This window comes from Amazonocrinis nigriterrae CENA67, assembly GCF_016056305.1.
Lineage (GTDB): Bacteria > Cyanobacteriota > Cyanobacteriia > Cyanobacteriales > Nostocaceae > Amazonocrinis > Amazonocrinis nigriterrae.
In genome coordinates this window covers 207961-224520 of record NZ_JAECZC010000055.1, presented here as the reverse complement: position 1 = coordinate 224520, position 16560 = coordinate 207961, and the positions used below count along the sequence as shown (strand labels likewise).

The window sequence follows — 16560 nt, the reverse complement described above, 5'->3', positions numbered from 1 at the left end:
GACCATTACTTGAAAATGCGATCGCGTCTCCCCAAAATATTGATTTTCGAGAATTTTTACCCACCTTAAAAGGACTAATTATAAGATTAATTCTCCTCGCAGTACAGTAACGGCTTGTCCGGCGAGATAGACGCGATCGCCTCCAGAATAACGTACCTTGACTACTCCACCACGGCTAGATGCTTGATAAGCTAGGAACTCATCTTTACCTAAGCGATCGCGCCAGAAGGAAGCAAGGCAACAATGGGCAGCTCCTGTTACTGGGTCTTCATTAATACCTAATCCTGGTGCAAAGAAGCGAGAAACGAAGTCATAAGTTGAATCATCATTGGTTGTGCTAGTTACAAGCACGTTAGCTATAGGTAATTTTTTTATCTGTTGAAAATTGGGCTGCATTTGCCGTACCAAATCTTCAGACTCGACCTCTACCAAATAACCCAGGGAATTCTCGAAAACTGCTTTGTAAGGTATACCTAAAGCTTGGCTGAGTTCTGGAGGCGCGACTGTTGCTTGGGAGTGATTGACGGGAAAATCTAACTCAATCCAAGCACCTTGGCGTTTAGCAATCAGTACTCCACTTTTGGTATGAAAACGCGCAATTTCATCAGGTAAAAGATGCGCCTCTGACCATAGCACATGGGCACTAGCTAAGGTAGCATGACCACAGAGCGGTACTTCTACAGTCGGTGTAAACCAACGCAGATTAAAGCCATCGTCCTGTCTGACTAGAAAAGCTGTCTCAGATAGATTCATTTCCTGTGCCACGTTTTGCATCCAAACATCATCTTGAGGAGCAGACAAAACACACACAGCAGCAGGATTCCCTGCAAAGGGTGTATTAGTGAAAGCATCAACCTGAGTAATGATTTGTCCCATAGATCCACCCTGGAATGTAGCTTAATATCATATCAGCAGTGCGTTAGAGATTTAGATCTTTAATTGCGATCGCCGCCAGGCAAGCTAGAGGATTTACACGGTACTTTAGAGATTAGAAATATTATCTCCAAAAGCGAGAGTCAATGTTAAACACAAACAAAAACTGGAGGGTCAAAATCATCAGGAGCATCTTTGCTGCTGTCAACTTAGCCATGATTGTCTCAGGATTAGCCAGTTGCGCTGGAAACGAACCACAGCAGCGATCGCTTCCAATTGAGCAACCAAAACCCACCTTGACACCCACTCAACAGCCCAATCAGCCTAAACAGCAAAACAATGATAATGAAAAACACGATGATCGCGACAATGATAAAGACAATGAGGATAAAGATTAAATAAAAGTTGACTGATAAATGATCACTGATAACAGATGACAGTCATCGATTCATGACCTTATGTTTTGGTGGCTGAGACGCGTACCTTGCTTAAGTGAAGGCTTACACGATTATGCAGTTTAGATGTACTCAAGCTTAAAAGCTTTATTTTTTGTTCTAATTTACACTTATGGTTATCTCCAACATAGATAGTTCACTGGCTAATACCCTCAGCCATAGACGGCAACGACTAGCCAACCTGATTGATTTTCCAGCAATTCTGTGGTCAGGTGGCAGCAGTCCGCGCAATTTTCCAGCTAATCTCTTTCCATTTCGTCCTAGCAGTCATTTCCTTTATTTTGCAGGGCTACAGCTGCCAAATGTGGCAATTCGCCTAGAAGCGGGCAAGTTAGAACTATTCATGGATGATCCTAAACCTAGTAGTGCCCTTTGGCATGGGGAAATGCCCAACCGAGACGAGATCGCCCAGACAATTGGCGCAGATGCTACAAAACCAATGTCAGAATTAGAGTTTTCGGTAGAAGACGCAGCCACAATTGCTGTACAGGATGCTGCTACCTGGACGCAACAATCGCAGCTATTGAATAGATGGGTTTTACCACAAAATCCGCCCCAAGGAATTGACTTAGAATTAGCCAAGGCAATTGTTTCTCTGCGCCTTACCCATGACGAAGGGGCATTAACTGAGTTGCGAAAGGCTGCGGCTGTGACTGTTGCAGCACACAAAGCTGGTATGGCGGCGACACCTCAAGCAAAACTAGAAGCAGAAGTGCGTGCGGCTATGGAAGGAGTGATCATCGCCCATAATATGACCACTTCCTATAACAGTATTGTCACCGTTCACGGCGAAGTCTTGCATAACGAGCAGTATCATCACCGCCTGCAACCAGGAGACTTACTGCTTGCTGATGTTGGTGCTGAAACTGAGACTGGATGGGCAGGTGATGTTACTCGTACTTGGCCTGTGTCTGGTAAGTTTTCGCCCACTCAAAAAGAAATTTACAATCTTGTGCTAGCAGCTCATGATGCTTGCATTGCCAAGATACGTCCTGGTGTAGAGTATGGCGATATTCATCTACTAGCTGCTACAGTCATAGCCCAAGGTTTAGTAGATTTAGGCATTTTTCAAGGAAATGCTGAAGATTTAGTAGAAATGGACGCTCATGCACTGTTTTTCCCCCACGGTATTGGGCATTTACTCGGTTTAGATGTCCATGACATGGAAGATGTAGGGGATTTAGCAGGGTATGAAGAAGGGCGGCAAAGAAGCGATCGCTTTGGCTTAAGCTACCTGCGTTTAAATCGTCCTTTGCGTCCAGGAATGTTAGTCACAATTGAACCAGGTTTTTATCAAGTTCCAGCAATTTTAAATGATGTGAATCTGCGTGCAAAATATGAGAATATCGTGAATTGGGAACGCTTATCTCAATTTAGTGATGTGCGAGGAATCCGCATTGAAGATGATGTTTTAGTTACAACTACAGGTAGTGAAGTCCTCACAGCCGCATTACCAAATGATGCTGATACTGTAGAAACTCTTACTAATTCGTAATTCGTAATTCGTGAGGAAGTCGGAGTCTTGGCGGTTCCCGTCGAGTCCGAACTTCCGTTAGCGTAGCGGTAGCGAGCTTGCGAGCGTCACCCGAAGGGTAATTCGTAATTAACATTTCCAATTATGAATTACGAATTCAGCTAAAACACATATTCACTAATCAGGTTTTTTGACTGCTGAACGATTACAGTAATCAGTCATCACAATTTATTAGTTGTTTGACTTTCTCAGTGAGCCAATCGACACGATCCTTACCCCAAAACCTCTCACCTTCAACTACCCAAGTTGGTACTCCGGGACAACGAAATCGCTCGTATTCTTCTAGTGCTGCTACAGCTGCTTGTCTAGCTGCTTCGCCGTATGCTAACTCAAGAATTTGGTCGCCATTCAGCCCAACTTCATTAGCAACTTTTCTAATCACAGACTCATCATTGACATCGAGAAGGTCGATATAGGTCGCTCGAAAAAAAGCAGCATCAAGAAGATGTTCTTTGCCAGTGCCACGAGCCGCATAGTATGCTCTAGCAGGTAGTTCTTCTCGGCCAAACTTCATTTGCTCCCAGCGCTTTACCCACCTAGCAAATTCTTCAACTTCTTTGAGTCGAATCTCAATACCGTATTTCTTTGCCCAGCGCAGACAATCCTCTTTATGATACGAAGCCAGTACAGCACCTTCACTTCGTCCTTGTAACTCGGCTACTTTGATACCTCGCTTTTTGGGTATATGAATCGGTCGTCGTTCAATATCAACTGGCAAACCCTGCAATGATTTTTCAGCAAGAATAATGCCAATGTAAGAATTGGCCGAGTGGTATATGGAGTATGAGTATACTTTGATTCGCTGGGACATGTTAGCTTTTATGGCTGTCTCAAATTACCACACAGTTTAGTTGAGCGATCGCTTTCCATTGTCTTTTGGCTTTCTGGTAAATCAGTAGACTTTGAAAAGCACTTTGCTAAATCTACGTTTTGTAACAAAATTTATAAATTTTGTATTTAAAAATTTATACCCAACAATGTAGTTACTTAAAAATTCTCAACAACACAATAACTTCATCATATTTTTAACTAATTCTCCTTAAAACTACTTGTTTCATTATTTTATTTTTTATATTGTATGTGTTTAGTAATACTTAATTACTTCAAAGCGAGTATCTTAATTTACTCGAATTTTTAAGTTGCGTTACGAATTTTTACACAATTTTGTGCGAGTTTTATAACCCTTAAACAGTAAAGGCAAATCATGAAACAAAATTACTTTGCTTCGCTAGCAACGGCTACATTAACTACGGTGGCTTCCCTGGCCATAGCAAATAGCGTGCAAGCTGCTCCACCGTTTACTGGTACTTCTAGCGGTACTTGGGGAACTCCCACACCATCGGGTTCTCCCTACGTATATCATGGTGTTGGTACTAACACATTCGATTGGGGAGATCCAGATAGCTTCGGTACTGGCCCCAATATTCTGAGTTTTGATGGTAATTCCTTCTTTGCAGGTATTAACACACCATTTCAGGTTGGGAATTTAACCTATTTCAACGGCACCACTGTAATAGGAACAACCCCTAGTTCTGTTCCATTAGATGTGCTGCTATCTTTTACAGATCCCGGCGGATTAAATAAGAGTTTTAGTTTTGACTTTAATCTTGTTAGTACTGATAACATCGGTACTCCAGAAGAGAATGCAGATTTTGTTTTTCCACCTAGTACCTTTAGTAGTACTAGCTTTAACTTTGGTGGGCAAGACTACACTCTGCAATTGCTTGGCTTTAGTAAAGATGGTGGCACTACAATAGTTAACCAATTTAATGTTCTGGAAAATGCAAGAGATACAGCTGGTCTCTATGCCCAAATCACAACGGTTCCCAAGCCAGTACCCGAACCTTCTTCGCTTCTTGGCTTGATGTTACTGAACACTGGTGGCGGTGTCATATTCCTCCAGAAAAAGCTCAGATTTTTGGCAAAAGCAAAAGCATAGACTACAAGTTAAAATCTAGGGTTCTACAAATTGACACTCTCCCGAATTCAATTCGGGTGTTTTTTATCAGTTAAGTACCTTTCAAGTTATGAACGCGCAAAGACTTTGCGCGTTCGTTTTTTTACCAGGGGTAACAACCATCTACGAATTATAGCAAAGTGCTGAGGAGCCAGCCGCGTGGTGAGGCAGCGTTAGCGACGCAGGAGCGTCACCCGTAAGGGTCTTGGGGATCTCCACGCCACTTGCTACAACGGGGGGAACCCCCGCAACGCAGTGGCTCCCCATGAGCGACTGCCGCGCATGGGGAGCCGACTTGAGCAGACTGGCGTTGCTGAGTGAAAACCTAGTTTTTCCAAGGCTTTGAGCAATCAATATTGTCCTAACACATCTGGCTACGAATTACCTATAATTAGTTGCATAAAATAGAAAGTAATCCCAAACACCAAAACCAATAATGATATGCCTACTGAAAAAACCCTGGCATCAGAAATCAAGCATACTGAACGAAGTGTATTGATTGTTGGGGGAGGCCCAGCAGGACTTGCCGCTGCATTAATGCTAGCAAAACGTGGTTGGACAAATATCACAGTTTTGGAAAAACGTGCCGCAGCTGATTATTATGAACCTGATAAATCGTTTAATTATTTAATTGATGGTCGTGGTCAAAAATTCACTGATTTTCTCGGAATCACCGACCAATTAACAGAAATTGGTGTTCCTAATACAGAATTTTATTTAACGCGAATTAAACCAGATGGCAGCCGTAAAACAGCAAAATTGCCTACCATAAATCCTAACCGTAAAACAGCCTACTGGATGCCACGCAGAGCATTTGTGTCTATGCTCTACCAAGAGATTGTCCGACATTGGTCAGACCAGATCACTGTATTATTCAATACAAACTGTGTGCAAATTAACAAAACAGCAAAGCTAGAAATTGTTGCTGAAGATGAGAAAGGTACTGTAAGCAAATTTGTAGCTGATCTTTTAGTTGGTTGTGATGGTGTTAACTCAATTGTCCGCAACACTCTTAAAGAGTGGGACAAATCGATATCAGACAAATTTGAAATGAAATATTTTCCCTCAGCTAGTTCTGGATTGAGGTATAAAGTATTAAGTCTACCGCCAAATTTCCCTCTTGATAATACTGACAATGAACACGCTGTGTGTGATATGGCATATGCTATTCATGGGGCATTTCCAGAACGCAAGCGAGCTGTATCTCTTGGTATACTGCCGATCAAAAATCCAGACGAACCTCGCACTGCCAATATTATTACACGACCAAACAATGCCGTATGGGAATTAAAAAATAGTATTGAAGTGTATAACTTTTTTGAGAAAGCTTTCCCCCAATTACCTATCAATCAAATACTTTCGTCTGAAGAAATAGAACGATTTGCTTTAAGTGAAGGCGGTTACTTTCCGATTCCTCAATACTGTTCTGGATTGCAATTTTTGCTAACGCCAGCAAATACAAATTCTTCTGCTGGAGTAGTACTTTTAGGTGATGCAATTCATTGTTTTCCTCCAGATATCGGACAAGGAGTCAATTCTGCATTGGAGGATGTATGTGTTTTGAATCAGGCTCTTTCTAAAAGTAATGATGAGCTTGACCACGCCTTACCTTTATACGAGTCATTGCGCTTGCCTGATACTGAAGCCTTAGTGCGCCTTGCCCAAATTGGTTATCCATGGCAGTATAATCAAGCTCCGCTTCGTAGTAAACTATGGAACATTAACTTTTTGATCCGACTTTTACTTAGTAAGTTATTGCCGTTTATATTTAGTCCACCAGCTTTTTTCCTCATCCAGAATAATCAACTTTCCTACAAAGAAATGTGGGTGATGGTTCAACGTACTACTAAATCTTTGTATGTACTTGGTCTGCTTTTAATTTGTGGATTTTTAGTTTTAGCATTCCGCACATTTGTAAATTGAAGCCAGAGGAATGCATCACTTTGATTGTCCAATAAAGATCATGAAATTGAAAAAATCTAATTATATCGGTTGACCTAAATAGTAAGGATAACATTCATCAAAATACCCTGGACATCTGATCTCTAGGATTAAGCCTTCATTTTTCAGATCAATCTCATGAATTAGCTCAAAATCTTTATTAAATACCAGGATAGAACTAGAAGTAAAATCTCTGGCGTTTCTCTCAGCTAACTCTGAAAGACCTATCAAAATAAAGTCATCTAAGACACATAGTCCTCGAGGAAATTTTCCTAATTCTAAATTCAAACCCAATACAGAAACTAGTTTTCCTTCTTTAGAACTTAAAGTTATGATTTCATCTTTTCGTATCCATATATTATGAGACTGTAACCCTAGTTTAACACTTTCAATTAGTTTGAGTTGCACTGATTTTTTGAATCTATTTTGAATAGTGTGTTTCAATTTTCCTAACATAGATTGAAATGGATTTATAAATGAATAAATTTCACTGCCTCTATCCCAATTATGCCCAAGTATATATATTTTATCTTGATGGATATGTATTGAATTAAAATGATTAAAATCATCTACTATCTCTGGTTTAGGATACCACTTATACCATTGATTATCCTTGTAGATGGCTATCATATTTTCATAGCTACAAGTTGCAAATAAAATTTCTTTATAGTAAATTATTTGATGTAAGTCTCTTAAACCAAATTCCTCTGGTAAAAATGAATTAATTAAATTACCGGAAAAATCAAAAACTAAAATTTCACCTTTTTCTTTGGCTCTTTCTTCATGGCTACAAACGCCCTGATTTCGAGCAGCAATAAATATGTTTTTTTGAGAGTAAGCTATTCCATAATAAAGTCCTTTTCCTTGGTGGAAGCAAGAATATTTTTTCGTGAGGATGTTTACTTTTAAAACTGATTTACTTGTTGTTACCAGGACATTCATATATCTTGAAAATTTCCAGTTAATTGGACAGTGTAAGAGGAATTGAGTATCGGGTAGAATTACGAAAAATTTCCTAAGTAACTTGTACCCAAAATGTATTTTTGCATATTTAGCCACACTGTACGGGTGTATTGCAATATGTCGGTACAAGTCGTGTTTAGGCAGCAGCGTTCCTCTGCCAGCAACAAGTAGATATGCAACAGCAAGGCTGCGAATTTTTGAAGATGGTAGAAAAAAGTTCTAATACCGTTTCACTTTAAATTTGATACATTTAGGCAAGCAGAGGAGCAGAGGAGCAGGGGGGCAGAGGAGAAATTATTTGTATCATTTATTTATTGAAATGGTATAAGACTCGAAATGAGAAGAAAAAACAAGCTTGAGCCTCAGTAGGGAAAAGTAGACAAGTTGCCAGCAACAACCTATGCAGGCACAGTTTTTCATGAGCGATCGCACCAAGCAAGTCGAAAATATATCAAAAATTAAAATTTACATACACTAGGACGGCTTACCGCCCTAGCTAAGGCAGGTATTCGGTTGCTAAAGTCGGAGTAAAAACTACTAAGCTTGTAAATAGCACGTTAAAATTCTGAATCGCTTTCAGCGGCGGTTCGGGCTTCCCCATTGGCGAACTACCTGTTATTACATTATGTTTGACGCTTTATCTAACCGTTTAGAAGCTGCCTGGAAGAAACTGCAGGGGCAGGACAAAATTTCTCAGTCCAATATTCAAGATGCTTTGCGGGAAGTGCGCCGCGCCCTGTTAGAAGCAGATGTCAATCTCCAAGTCGTCAAAGATTTTATCAGCGAGGTTGAAGTTAAGGCCCAAGGCGCTGAAGTCCTGGCTGGCGTGCGACCTGACCAACAGTTCATCAAAATTGTTCACGATGAACTGGTACAGGTGATGGGAACAGAAAATGTTCCCTTGGCAGAAGCCCAAGAACAACCCACCATTGTGTTGATGGCTGGTTTGCAAGGTACTGGTAAAACCACTGCTACTGCCAAATTAGCTTTACATCTACGTAAATTAGACCGCAGTTGTTTGTTGGTAGCCACAGACGTGTATCGCCCAGCAGCTATCGATCAGCTGATCAGTTTAGGTAAACAAATTGATGTGCCAGTCTTTGAACTGGGAAGCGACGCTGATCCAGTGGAAATTGCCCGTCAAGGTGTTGAGCGTGGTCGAGCAGAAGGTGTGAACACGGTCATTATTGATACCGCTGGGCGACTACAAATTGACCAGGACATGATGGCGGAATTAGCCCGCATCAAAGAAACAGTGCAACCCCACGAAACTCTGTTAGTGGTGGATGCCATGACTGGTCAAGAAGCAGCCAACCTTACCCGTACTTTCCACGAGCAAATAGGAATTACTGGGGCAATTCTTACCAAGATGGATGGTGATAGCCGTGGTGGTGCAGCCCTATCAGTGCGGCAAATTTCGGGAGCGCCCATTAAATTTGTGGGTGTGGGCGAAAAAGTCGAGGCATTACAACCATTTTATCCCGATCGCATGGCATCCCGAATCTTGGGAATGGGCGATGTCTTGACTTTGGTAGAAAAAGCCCAAGAAGAGTTTGATTTAGCAGATGCCGAGAAAATGCAAGAGAAAATCTTATCGGCGAAGTTCGACTTCACCGACTTTCTCAAGCAATTGCGCCTGCTGAAAAATATGGGATCACTGGGAGGCATCATCAAGATGATTCCAGGGATGAACAAACTCTCAGATGACCAGCTAAAGCAAGGAGAAACCCAACTCAAGCGCTGTGAGGCCATGATTAGCTCCATGACCCGCCAAGAACGCCATGATCCCGATTTATTGGCGAGTTCTCCTAGTCGGCGGCGGCGCATAGCTGCTGGTTCCGGCTATAAAGAATCCGATGTCAGCAAACTAGTAGCTGATTTCCAAAAAATGCGATCGCTCATGCAACAAATGGGTCAAGGTGGCTTACCTGGTATGCCAGGAATGTTTGGCGGCGGCGCTATGGGTAATGCCTTCGCAGGCGGTGGTAATCGTCCAGCCCCAGGATGGCGAGGTTACACTGGCGGTGCTGGTGGCGCGAAAAAGAAAAAGAACAAAGATAAAAAGAAAAAAGGTTTTGGCAATCTTTAGTCATTAGTCAGTGGTCAGTGGTCAGTGGTCAGTGGTGAGAAAGGCCTTTTGATAAGGTTTTCCGACCCAGACGACTGATAAGGCGAAGGGCTAGTAACAACTAACAACTAACAACTGACAACTAACAACTGACTCATAGCAGCAAACCCTAGTCAAGTGCTAAAATTAGCATTTCAGAATCACTACAAATCGGAGAATGATTCCTCAACCATGATCAAACTGCGCTTGAAACGATACGGTAAAAAGCGGGAAGCAAGCTACCGCATTATCGCCATTAACAGCCTCGCTCGTCGCGATGGTCGTCCCCTAGAAGAACTTGGATTCTACAACCCCAGAACTGATGAAGTGCGACTAGACGTTCCCGGTATCGTCAAGCGACTACAACAAGGCGCCCAACCCACTGACACCGTACGTCGCATTTTAGTAAAAGCTAATGTTTTTGAACAGGTCAGTGCCCAAGCCTCATCCTAATGCCGATACAAAATCCGTTACAGCTAGTCCCAACTATGTTGAGCTGGTACGTTTTTTGATACAGCCGTTTTTAGAATCTCCCAAGACTTTAAGTGTCGATTGTGAAATTTCACACACCCTCAAACGGGCTTGGATTCGCATCGCCTTTGACAGCACAGATAAAGGTAAAGTGTTTGGTCGAGGAGGACGCAATATTCAGGCTATTCGGACAGTAATTGCCGCAGCAGCCGAAGCTGCTGGAGAATCAGTATACCTGGATATCTATGGCAGTACTACTCCAGGGCGGGAAGGCACCTCTTTTGATGAAGATTCAGAAGAGCGATCGCCAACCCCAAAAACCAGAGAACGACGTGGAAATGGGCCTGGTAGACCTATTGCTAAACCCCGTTTGCGCTAGTTTAAAAGCACAGAGTAAATGTAATACAACAATGAAGTATGAAAAGAAAGGATAAGATCCCCCACTTCATACTTCGCTGTACGACGGGCGCAAAACCTTGCGCCCCTCCATACTTCACACTTCAAATAATCTCTGTAAGGAGGTGAAACCAAGGAGTGGCTGAAGTCCGTTTGGATCAAAACGAGTCGATTGACTCGGCATTGAGACGTTTTAAAAAGAAAATTCAAAAAGCCGGGATTTTATCTGAAGTTAAACGCCGGGAAAGATACGAAAAACCCAGTTTGCGCCGTAAGCGCAAAGCTGAAGCCTCACGCAGAGGTTTCTGCTAATAAATTTCAGGGTAATATCTTTGGTTAAGGGAGCTAACGTATATTAATTCTGTAAGTTATGCTTTGAAAGCATTGTTAGCTCAAATTTACACAAAGTAGAGACATGATTGTTCGTGTCTCTACATTTCTCCATCAGTCTGATACCATTTTGGATTTTAAATTTAGGATTGTAAATGAGATTTGGGATTGTGAGAAAGTTAATTGATAAGCTTTTAGACACTCCATCTGTTGCAATCATTTTTTCAAATTGGTCTGAGTTCAGAAGGAGAGTAAAAATTACTGCAAATTTTCAGCTTTGTTAAAAACAGCATCCTCACAATTTAAGAAATACTTATGGCAGATGCCTTAAAAATTCAGCTGCCTAATATTACTGGTGCGATCGCCCTAGCTGGTGATGGAGAGGAAAATCTCAAAATTCTATCACGGCAAACAGGTGCTACTTTGGTACTACGTGGGCAAGAATTATACATTTCTGGTACAGAAAAGCAAATAGAATTAGCTTCTCGATTAGTGCGATCGCTTGAAGACCTCTGGATAAAAGGCAATACTATCTCCAGTGCCGACATTTTAACAGCTCGTCAAGCTTTAGATAGTCATAGAGAAGACGAATTACAAGAACTACGGCGAGATGTCCTAGCCAAAACTCGTCGGGGTGAGGAGATTCGCGCTAAAACCTTTCGCCAGCGACAATACATTGAGGCGATACGTAAGCGTGACTTGACATTTTGCATCGGCCCTGCTGGTACAGGGAAAACCTACCTTGCTGTCGTCGTTGCTGTGCAAGCACTTCTCGCCAACCAAGTTGAAAAACTGATTCTAACTCGTCCGGCTGTGGAAGCTGGTGAAAAACTCGGCTTTTTACCTGGAGATTTACAGCAAAAAATCAATCCTTATCTCCGTCCACTTTACGATGCTATTTATGAATTTATCGACCCCGAAAAAGTCCCCAATTTAATGGAACGCGGTGTCATTGAAGTTGCACCTCTAGCCTATATGCGGGGACGCACTTTAAATAATGCTTTTGTGATTGTGGATGAAGCCCAAAATACTACACCTGCCCAGATGAAAATGGTTTTGACTCGTTTAGGCTTCCGTTCTCGGATGGTAATTACAGGTGACATTACACAAACCGACTTACCACTCAATCAGCAATCAGGTTTAACAGTGGCTTTACAAATTTTAAAAAATGTTGAAGGCATTACCTTTTGCGAATTCTCCCAGCGAGATGTTGTGCGCCATCCTTTAGTTCAGCGCATTGTCGCTGCTTACGAACAATACGAAAAATAGTTATTGGGAATTGGGAATTGGGAATTGGGAATTGGGAATTGGTATTGACAACTGACAACTGACAACTAACAACTGACAACTAACAACTAATCATGAGTACTAATTTAAAAGACTTTTTAACAGCTTGCGAGAATTTAGGAACTTTGCGTTTAATTGTTACTAGTAGTGCTGCTGTCTTAGAAGCACGTGGCAAATTAGAAAAACTATTTTATGCAGAATTACCTAAAGGTAAGTATGCCAATATGCATTCTGAAGGCTTTGAATTTCACTTGAATATGGACAAAATTACTCAAGTAAAATTTGAAACTGGTGAAGCAAAAAGAGGTAACTTTACAACTTATGCCATCCGGTTTTTAGATGAAAAACAAGAGCCTGCTTTAAGTCTATTTTTACAGTGGGGTAAACCGGGAGAATATGAACCAGGTCAGGTAGAAAATTGGCAGGCTTTACGAGATAAATATGGTGAAGTTTGGGAACCTTTGCCAGCAGAGATTTAATATTAACGTGAGTTTGACAAGGACTGTTTTGACCTCTCCCCCAACCCCTCTCCTACGAGGAGAGGGGAGTAAAACCGTGATTTTTCGTTTCTCCTCCCTCTCCTTACCCAGACGCAACGCGATCGCTTGCTTCTTTGAAGGAGTACCCTTTTAGGAGAGGGAGGCCGGGAGGGAGAAGTTCATTGAACTCACGTTAATATAATTTTTCATTCGTAATTCTGAAAAGCCTACATTCCCGATTTTGTTCAAAAGTCGGGAATCTTATTGTTCAGGATTTTTATATCACACATTATCAATTATGCTGTTATTTACAATAAAGGCAGTTTTAAGTTTTTGCTTAATAGTTTTATTCCTACTGGCGAGTGTGGACGCTAAAGCAGGGGAGTTATCTGAACGTTTAGCGCACTTTCCGCAGTGGGAAAAATTAACTTCTGTGCAACCAGCTACGGGGGATTTGGTTTACCCTGAATGGATGGCTGGTAATTGGCAAGTTACCAGTACTTTGGTCGATTTAGCTGCGCCTTTAGCGCCGGATATCGTCACACCTGGGTTTGAAGGGAATCGCCAACAACTAAATAAACCTGTGAGTTTTTTAGTAAGATTTGTGAAAGAGCGATCGCCTGTTACTAAATTAAAATTTCTACCTTGGTCAAACAATAAAGGAGAAACTTTGGTAGCAGATAGAGCATTTAATAGTTTAAATTTAGCCAGGGCTTATTTAGGAGATGAAGCTGTATTAGCAGTGAAAGTTGATCCAGATTCGCCCAATCGTCAGATTACCTTTTTGCGTGGCGATCGCCAACTAGTTTCTATTGTCACTGCACGCGCCACGGAAAATACATCTGATGGTAAATTTATTACCACAGAAGTGTTTCAACAATTATTTAAAGGTAGCTCACGCCCCTATTTGAATTCTGTGGAATCGACTACTGCCTACCAACAACTTTCTACATCTAATCCCGCTATTGAGGCAGATCAAGTTACCGCTGTCTATCTGTCACCACAAGATCCAAATTATTTTACCGCAGGTTCTCGACCAGTGGCTCTTTATCGCTATCGCCTAGAATTTTTTCCTTCTCAAGTTATTACTACTAATAAAGAATAAATTACTTCTTTAGGTATTGACTTTTTTGTAGTATAAATGTAGCATAAAATTCTGGAGCTAACGTTTGCGCTCTGGAACAGTGTGCATCATGGCAAAATTTCGAGACATTCTCACTTACTATCATGCCCATTGGAAGCTGAGTATTATTACTATTGCAGCATCCAGTATTTACGAAATTTTTGATTTGGTTGTGCCTTATGCGATTGGGCAGATTTTAAATGTCTTGTCTAATCAGCCATTAGATAAACCATTACAACAAGCGATCGCTATCTTTTCAGATATCACCAACTACCCAGTAAATAAACCTCTATCTTTAGGTGTATTACTGGGTTTAATTTTTGTTGTCACCGTAGTCAGGGCACCAACACAACCGTGGTTAACTGGTTGGTTTCACTGGGATATAGCCTTCAGGGTGCGCCGCAGTAAAAGCCAAACAGCAATCGAAAAAGTTCTCACTCTGCCACTAGAATTCTATGATGAAAATAATCCAGGACGTATTGCTGGACGAGTAGCTAGAGGTATTACTAACCACACTTGGTCGTATCCTGAAATTGCTGGACAAATGATTCCCAAACTAATGAGAGTATTGGGAATTTTTGTATTTATCTTAGTGATTGAGTGGCGAATCGCTATTTTATATCTGATATCCTTTGTAATTATCCTCGGCTTCAGCTTGAAGGATTTACAGCAACTTATTAGGTATGAAAGTCGTCTTGATAAATATGGAGAAGGCACAGAAAGCCGGACTTCGGAAATAATTACCAATATCAAAACGGTAAAGGCATTTGCAACCGAAGCTAGAGAACTGAAGCGGCAAACTCAACGTTTGGATCGTGAATTCAAAGTAATTGATTATCGCATCCACAAAGGTTATACAAAACTGGGTACTTGGCAAAGAACTGTGATTCAGTTTTGCGTGTTTGCTATCCTTGGTTTAACTTTAGCAGCAACAGTAAACGGTAAAATTTCTCTTGGTCATTTTGTCATGACCTTGACTCTTTCCAGCATGGCTTATGCTGAATTAGAACCTATTAGTACCTTGGCAGAAATTTTCGCACGTCGCTATTCTTCGATGCTGCGGTTTCACGAATTTCTCCAAGAGCCAACTGGCGCTGATGCAGCTGGTATTTTAGAAGAGGAAAAAGAGGGAGAACCACCTTATAAATTTACTGGAAAAGTTGAGATTTCCCACCTGAGTTTTGGGTACGATACTAACCGTCAAGTTTTGCAAGATATTAACTTGTTGATCGAACCATACCAAACAGTAGCTTTGGTTGGGCGTTCTGGTTCTGGTAAATCTACTTTAGTGAAGTTACTGTTGCGGTATTTTGAACCTCAAGAAGGGCAAATTCTCATTGATGGTCAAGATATTCGCACCTTGCATGTAGGTAAGTATAGACGCAGGTTGGCGATCGTTCACCAAGAGGTAGACGTTTTTAACGGTACTGTGTTGGATAACCTCACCTATGGTAGACCCAATGCTAGTTTTGAGCAGGTTCAACAAGCCTGTAGGATTGCTAGAGTTGATGAAGTAGTCCAACACCTACCCCAAGGTTATTACACGATTGTCGGGGAACGTGGTGTCAGGTTATCTGGAGGACAAAGACAGCGCTTAGGAATCGCCAGGGCGTTGTTAGTTGAGCCAGACGTGCTGATTTTTGACGAAGCTACCTCTAGTTTAGATTACGAGTCTGAGCGTTCCATTCAACTAGCCATGCGATCGATTCAGGGAACTTGCACAACAATCGTCATTGCCCATCGTCTGAGTACGGTGCGAGAAGCCGATAAGATTGTCGTTCTAGATCAGGGCAAGATTGTAGAGGTGGGTAGCCACGATGAACTTTTGCGTCACGAGGGCATTTACCGCTGCTTGCACTCCCTACAAGAAACCGGAGAACTCCTGAATTAGGCGCTAGGAACCGGGTTGATTCAGCCCGGTTTCTCTGTGAAAAAATTTCTGTGACCCACTTGAAATTTCTCAAATCCGGTGCTAATATAATAAATCGTAGGACAAAGCGGGTCGGTGTCCGAGTGGTTAATGGAGACGGACTGTAAATCCGTTGGTTTGCGCCTACGCTGGTTCAAATCCAGCCCGGCCCATTTGAGATTTTGGATTTTATAAGAATTCAAAATCTCAAACTTACAAAAAGTTTGCCCGTGTGGCTCAGTGGTAGAGCACACCCTTGGTAAGGGTGAGGTCACGAGTTCAATCCTCGTCACGGGCTTTTACTAGATAACTTATGTAGCCCTAGAACATCCTAGACTGTCCTAAATCTGTCCTAAGCTTAGGACATCCTAAAGGTCTTTGTCTAGCCTTGACTGCGATCGCTTGCCTACAAACTAAAAGACCCAAGATTCATCTCAGGTCTTGAAATAGTTGTTATTACGGTTAGCTAGGTAGACTGAATAACTTCTAATAAATACTCTAAGGAACTGCTATCTAGCTCCTCACGACTAGCTACTACTTCCCATGTGCTATGTTTGTCAAAACCAATATCTGTTAGGAATATCCTGTACCACTCAGCATTAACAAAGTCTGATACTACATTATCGTCTTCATCCTCAGCCTGAGCATAATCGATATCATCAGGCGTTAGTGTAATATCGTCTACAGTGATAGCGAACATATTTAGGTTAGCCTAAAGTTTATGGCTAGTATAAT

General features: G+C 41.6%; 16 protein-coding genes and 2 tRNA genes. 14 read left to right on the top strand and 4 right to left on the bottom strand.

Annotated elements, in window-relative coordinates:
* Positions 1–78 precede the first annotated feature (78 nt).
* Positions 79–876, bottom strand: coding sequence for a PhzF family phenazine biosynthesis protein (locus I8748_RS23330; protein WP_198126914.1), 798 nt, complete (start codon positions 874–876; stop codon positions 79–81).
* Positions 877–1019: 143 nt separating this feature from the next.
* Between I8748_RS23330 and I8748_RS23325 the strand changes: the two genes are divergently transcribed.
* Both I8748_RS23325 and I8748_RS23320 read left to right on the top strand, forming a co-directional pair.
* Entirely contained in the window at positions 1020–1271 is a 252-nt protein-coding gene (locus I8748_RS23325; protein ID WP_198126913.1) for a hypothetical protein, read from the top strand.
* A 169-nt stretch (positions 1272–1440) separates the two neighbouring features.
* A complete protein-coding gene (locus tag I8748_RS23320) occupies positions 1441–2823 on the top strand; it encodes an aminopeptidase P family protein (RefSeq protein ID WP_198126912.1) in 1383 nt (460 codons plus the stop codon).
* A gap of 193 nt (positions 2824–3016) precedes the next feature.
* Here the strand turns inward: I8748_RS23320 and I8748_RS23315 are convergent, their stop codons facing one another.
* Complete coding sequence (locus I8748_RS23315) at positions 3017–3673, bottom strand: DsbA family protein (RefSeq protein WP_198126911.1); 657 nt, start codon at positions 3671–3673, stop codon at positions 3017–3019.
* Positions 3674–4066: 393 nt separating this feature from the next.
* Here I8748_RS23315 and I8748_RS23310 point away from each other — a divergent pair, with 393 nt between their 5' ends.
* A complete protein-coding gene (locus tag I8748_RS23310; RefSeq protein ID WP_198126910.1) occupies positions 4067–4801 on the top strand; it encodes a choice-of-anchor K domain-containing protein in 735 nt (244 codons plus the stop codon).
* 459 nt (positions 4802–5260) lie between these two features.
* Positions 5261–6742 carry an FAD-dependent oxidoreductase gene (locus tag I8748_RS23305; protein WP_198126909.1) on the top strand — a complete coding sequence of 494 codons (1482 nt, stop codon included), beginning with the start codon at positions 5261–5263 and terminating at the stop codon, positions 6740–6742.
* 60 nt (positions 6743–6802) lie between these two features.
* Here the strand turns inward: I8748_RS23305 and I8748_RS23300 are convergent, their stop codons facing one another.
* Positions 6803–7702 carry a hypothetical protein gene (locus I8748_RS23300; RefSeq protein ID WP_198126908.1) on the bottom strand — a complete coding sequence of 300 codons (900 nt, stop codon included), beginning with the start codon at positions 7700–7702 and terminating at the stop codon, positions 6803–6805.
* A 646-nt stretch (positions 7703–8348) separates the two neighbouring features.
* On the opposite strand from I8748_RS23300, the gene ffh reads away from it, so the two are divergent.
* The 10 genes from ffh to I8748_RS23250 all read left to right on the top strand — a co-directional run bounded on the left by ffh (position 8349) and on the right by I8748_RS23250 (position 16123).
* Positions 8349–9812: a signal recognition particle protein gene (ffh, locus tag I8748_RS23295; protein WP_198126907.1), complete on the top strand. Its 1464-nt coding sequence runs from the start codon at positions 8349–8351 to the stop codon at positions 9810–9812.
* A gap of 210 nt (positions 9813–10022) precedes the next feature.
* Positions 10023–10283 carry a 30S ribosomal protein S16 gene (gene rpsP, locus I8748_RS23290; protein ID WP_198126906.1) on the top strand — a complete coding sequence of 87 codons (261 nt, stop codon included), beginning with the start codon at positions 10023–10025 and terminating at the stop codon, positions 10281–10283.
* A complete protein-coding gene (locus I8748_RS23285) occupies positions 10246–10680 on the top strand; it encodes a KH domain-containing protein (protein WP_198126905.1) in 435 nt (144 codons plus the stop codon). The genes rpsP and I8748_RS23285 overlap by 38 nt, the downstream gene beginning before the upstream one ends.
* Before the next feature lie 155 nt (positions 10681–10835).
* Positions 10836–11009 (top strand): 30S ribosomal protein S21, encoded by a 174-nt coding sequence (rpsU, locus tag I8748_RS23280; RefSeq protein WP_198126904.1) that lies wholly within the window; start codon positions 10836–10838, stop codon positions 11007–11009.
* A 333-nt stretch (positions 11010–11342) separates the two neighbouring features.
* Positions 11343–12296 (top strand): PhoH family protein, encoded by a 954-nt coding sequence (locus I8748_RS23275; protein ID WP_198126903.1) that lies wholly within the window; start codon positions 11343–11345, stop codon positions 12294–12296.
* 92 nt (positions 12297–12388) lie between these two features.
* Positions 12389–12793 carry a ChuX/HutX family heme-like substrate-binding protein gene (locus I8748_RS23270; protein WP_198126902.1) on the top strand — a complete coding sequence of 135 codons (405 nt, stop codon included), beginning with the start codon at positions 12389–12391 and terminating at the stop codon, positions 12791–12793.
* Positions 12794–13091: 298 nt separating this feature from the next.
* The gene (locus tag I8748_RS23265) at positions 13092–13898 is read left to right on the top strand and encodes a DUF6816 family protein (RefSeq protein ID WP_198126901.1); all 807 of its coding nucleotides are present in this window, start codon (positions 13092–13094) and stop codon (positions 13896–13898) included.
* Between the two features lie 88 nt (positions 13899–13986).
* Positions 13987–15807 carry an ABC transporter ATP-binding protein gene (locus tag I8748_RS23260; RefSeq protein WP_198126900.1) on the top strand — a complete coding sequence of 607 codons (1821 nt, stop codon included), beginning with the start codon at positions 13987–13989 and terminating at the stop codon, positions 15805–15807.
* Between the two features lie 108 nt (positions 15808–15915).
* A tRNA-Tyr gene (locus I8748_RS23255) sits at positions 15916–15998 on the top strand.
* Between the two features lie 53 nt (positions 15999–16051).
* Positions 16052–16123: transfer RNA gene (locus I8748_RS23250), tRNA-Thr, on the top strand.
* A 168-nt stretch (positions 16124–16291) separates the two neighbouring features.
* Here I8748_RS23250 and I8748_RS23245 read toward each other — a convergent pair.
* Positions 16292–16525, bottom strand: coding sequence for a hypothetical protein (locus I8748_RS23245; protein ID WP_198126899.1), 234 nt, complete (start codon positions 16523–16525; stop codon positions 16292–16294).
* Between the last annotated feature and the right edge of the window lie 35 nt (positions 16526–16560).

Excerpts from the sequence above, each read along its gene's own strand:
- I8748_RS23330 (WP_198126914.1), bottom strand. The coding sequence starts at position 876 with ATGGGACAAATCATTACTCAGGTTGATGCTTTCACTAATACACCCTTT.
- I8748_RS23325 (WP_198126913.1), top strand. The coding sequence starts at position 1,020 with ATGTTAAACACAAACAAAAACTGGAGGGTCAAAATCATCAGGAGCATC.
- I8748_RS23320 (WP_198126912.1), top strand. The coding sequence starts at position 1,441 with ATGGTTATCTCCAACATAGATAGTTCACTGGCTAATACCCTCAGCCAT.
- I8748_RS23315 (WP_198126911.1), bottom strand. The coding sequence starts at position 3,673 with ATGTCCCAGCGAATCAAAGTATACTCATACTCCATATACCACTCGGCC.
- I8748_RS23310 (WP_198126910.1), top strand. The coding sequence starts at position 4,067 with ATGAAACAAAATTACTTTGCTTCGCTAGCAACGGCTACATTAACTACG.
- I8748_RS23305 (WP_198126909.1), top strand. The coding sequence starts at position 5,261 with ATGCCTACTGAAAAAACCCTGGCATCAGAAATCAAGCATACTGAACGA.
- I8748_RS23300 (WP_198126908.1), bottom strand. The coding sequence starts at position 7,702 with ATGAATGTCCTGGTAACAACAAGTAAATCAGTTTTAAAAGTAAACATC.
- ffh (WP_198126907.1), top strand. The coding sequence starts at position 8,349 with ATGTTTGACGCTTTATCTAACCGTTTAGAAGCTGCCTGGAAGAAACTG.
- rpsP (WP_198126906.1), top strand. The coding sequence starts at position 10,023 with ATGATCAAACTGCGCTTGAAACGATACGGTAAAAAGCGGGAAGCAAGC.
- I8748_RS23285 (WP_198126905.1), top strand. The coding sequence starts at position 10,246 with ATGTTTTTGAACAGGTCAGTGCCCAAGCCTCATCCTAATGCCGATACA.
- I8748_RS23275 (WP_198126903.1), top strand. The coding sequence starts at position 11,343 with ATGGCAGATGCCTTAAAAATTCAGCTGCCTAATATTACTGGTGCGATC.
- I8748_RS23270 (WP_198126902.1), top strand. The coding sequence starts at position 12,389 with ATGAGTACTAATTTAAAAGACTTTTTAACAGCTTGCGAGAATTTAGGA.
- I8748_RS23265 (WP_198126901.1), top strand. The coding sequence starts at position 13,092 with ATGCTGTTATTTACAATAAAGGCAGTTTTAAGTTTTTGCTTAATAGTT.
- I8748_RS23260 (WP_198126900.1), top strand. The coding sequence starts at position 13,987 with ATGGCAAAATTTCGAGACATTCTCACTTACTATCATGCCCATTGGAAG.
- I8748_RS23245 (WP_198126899.1), bottom strand. The coding sequence starts at position 16,525 with ATGTTCGCTATCACTGTAGACGATATTACACTAACGCCTGATGATATC.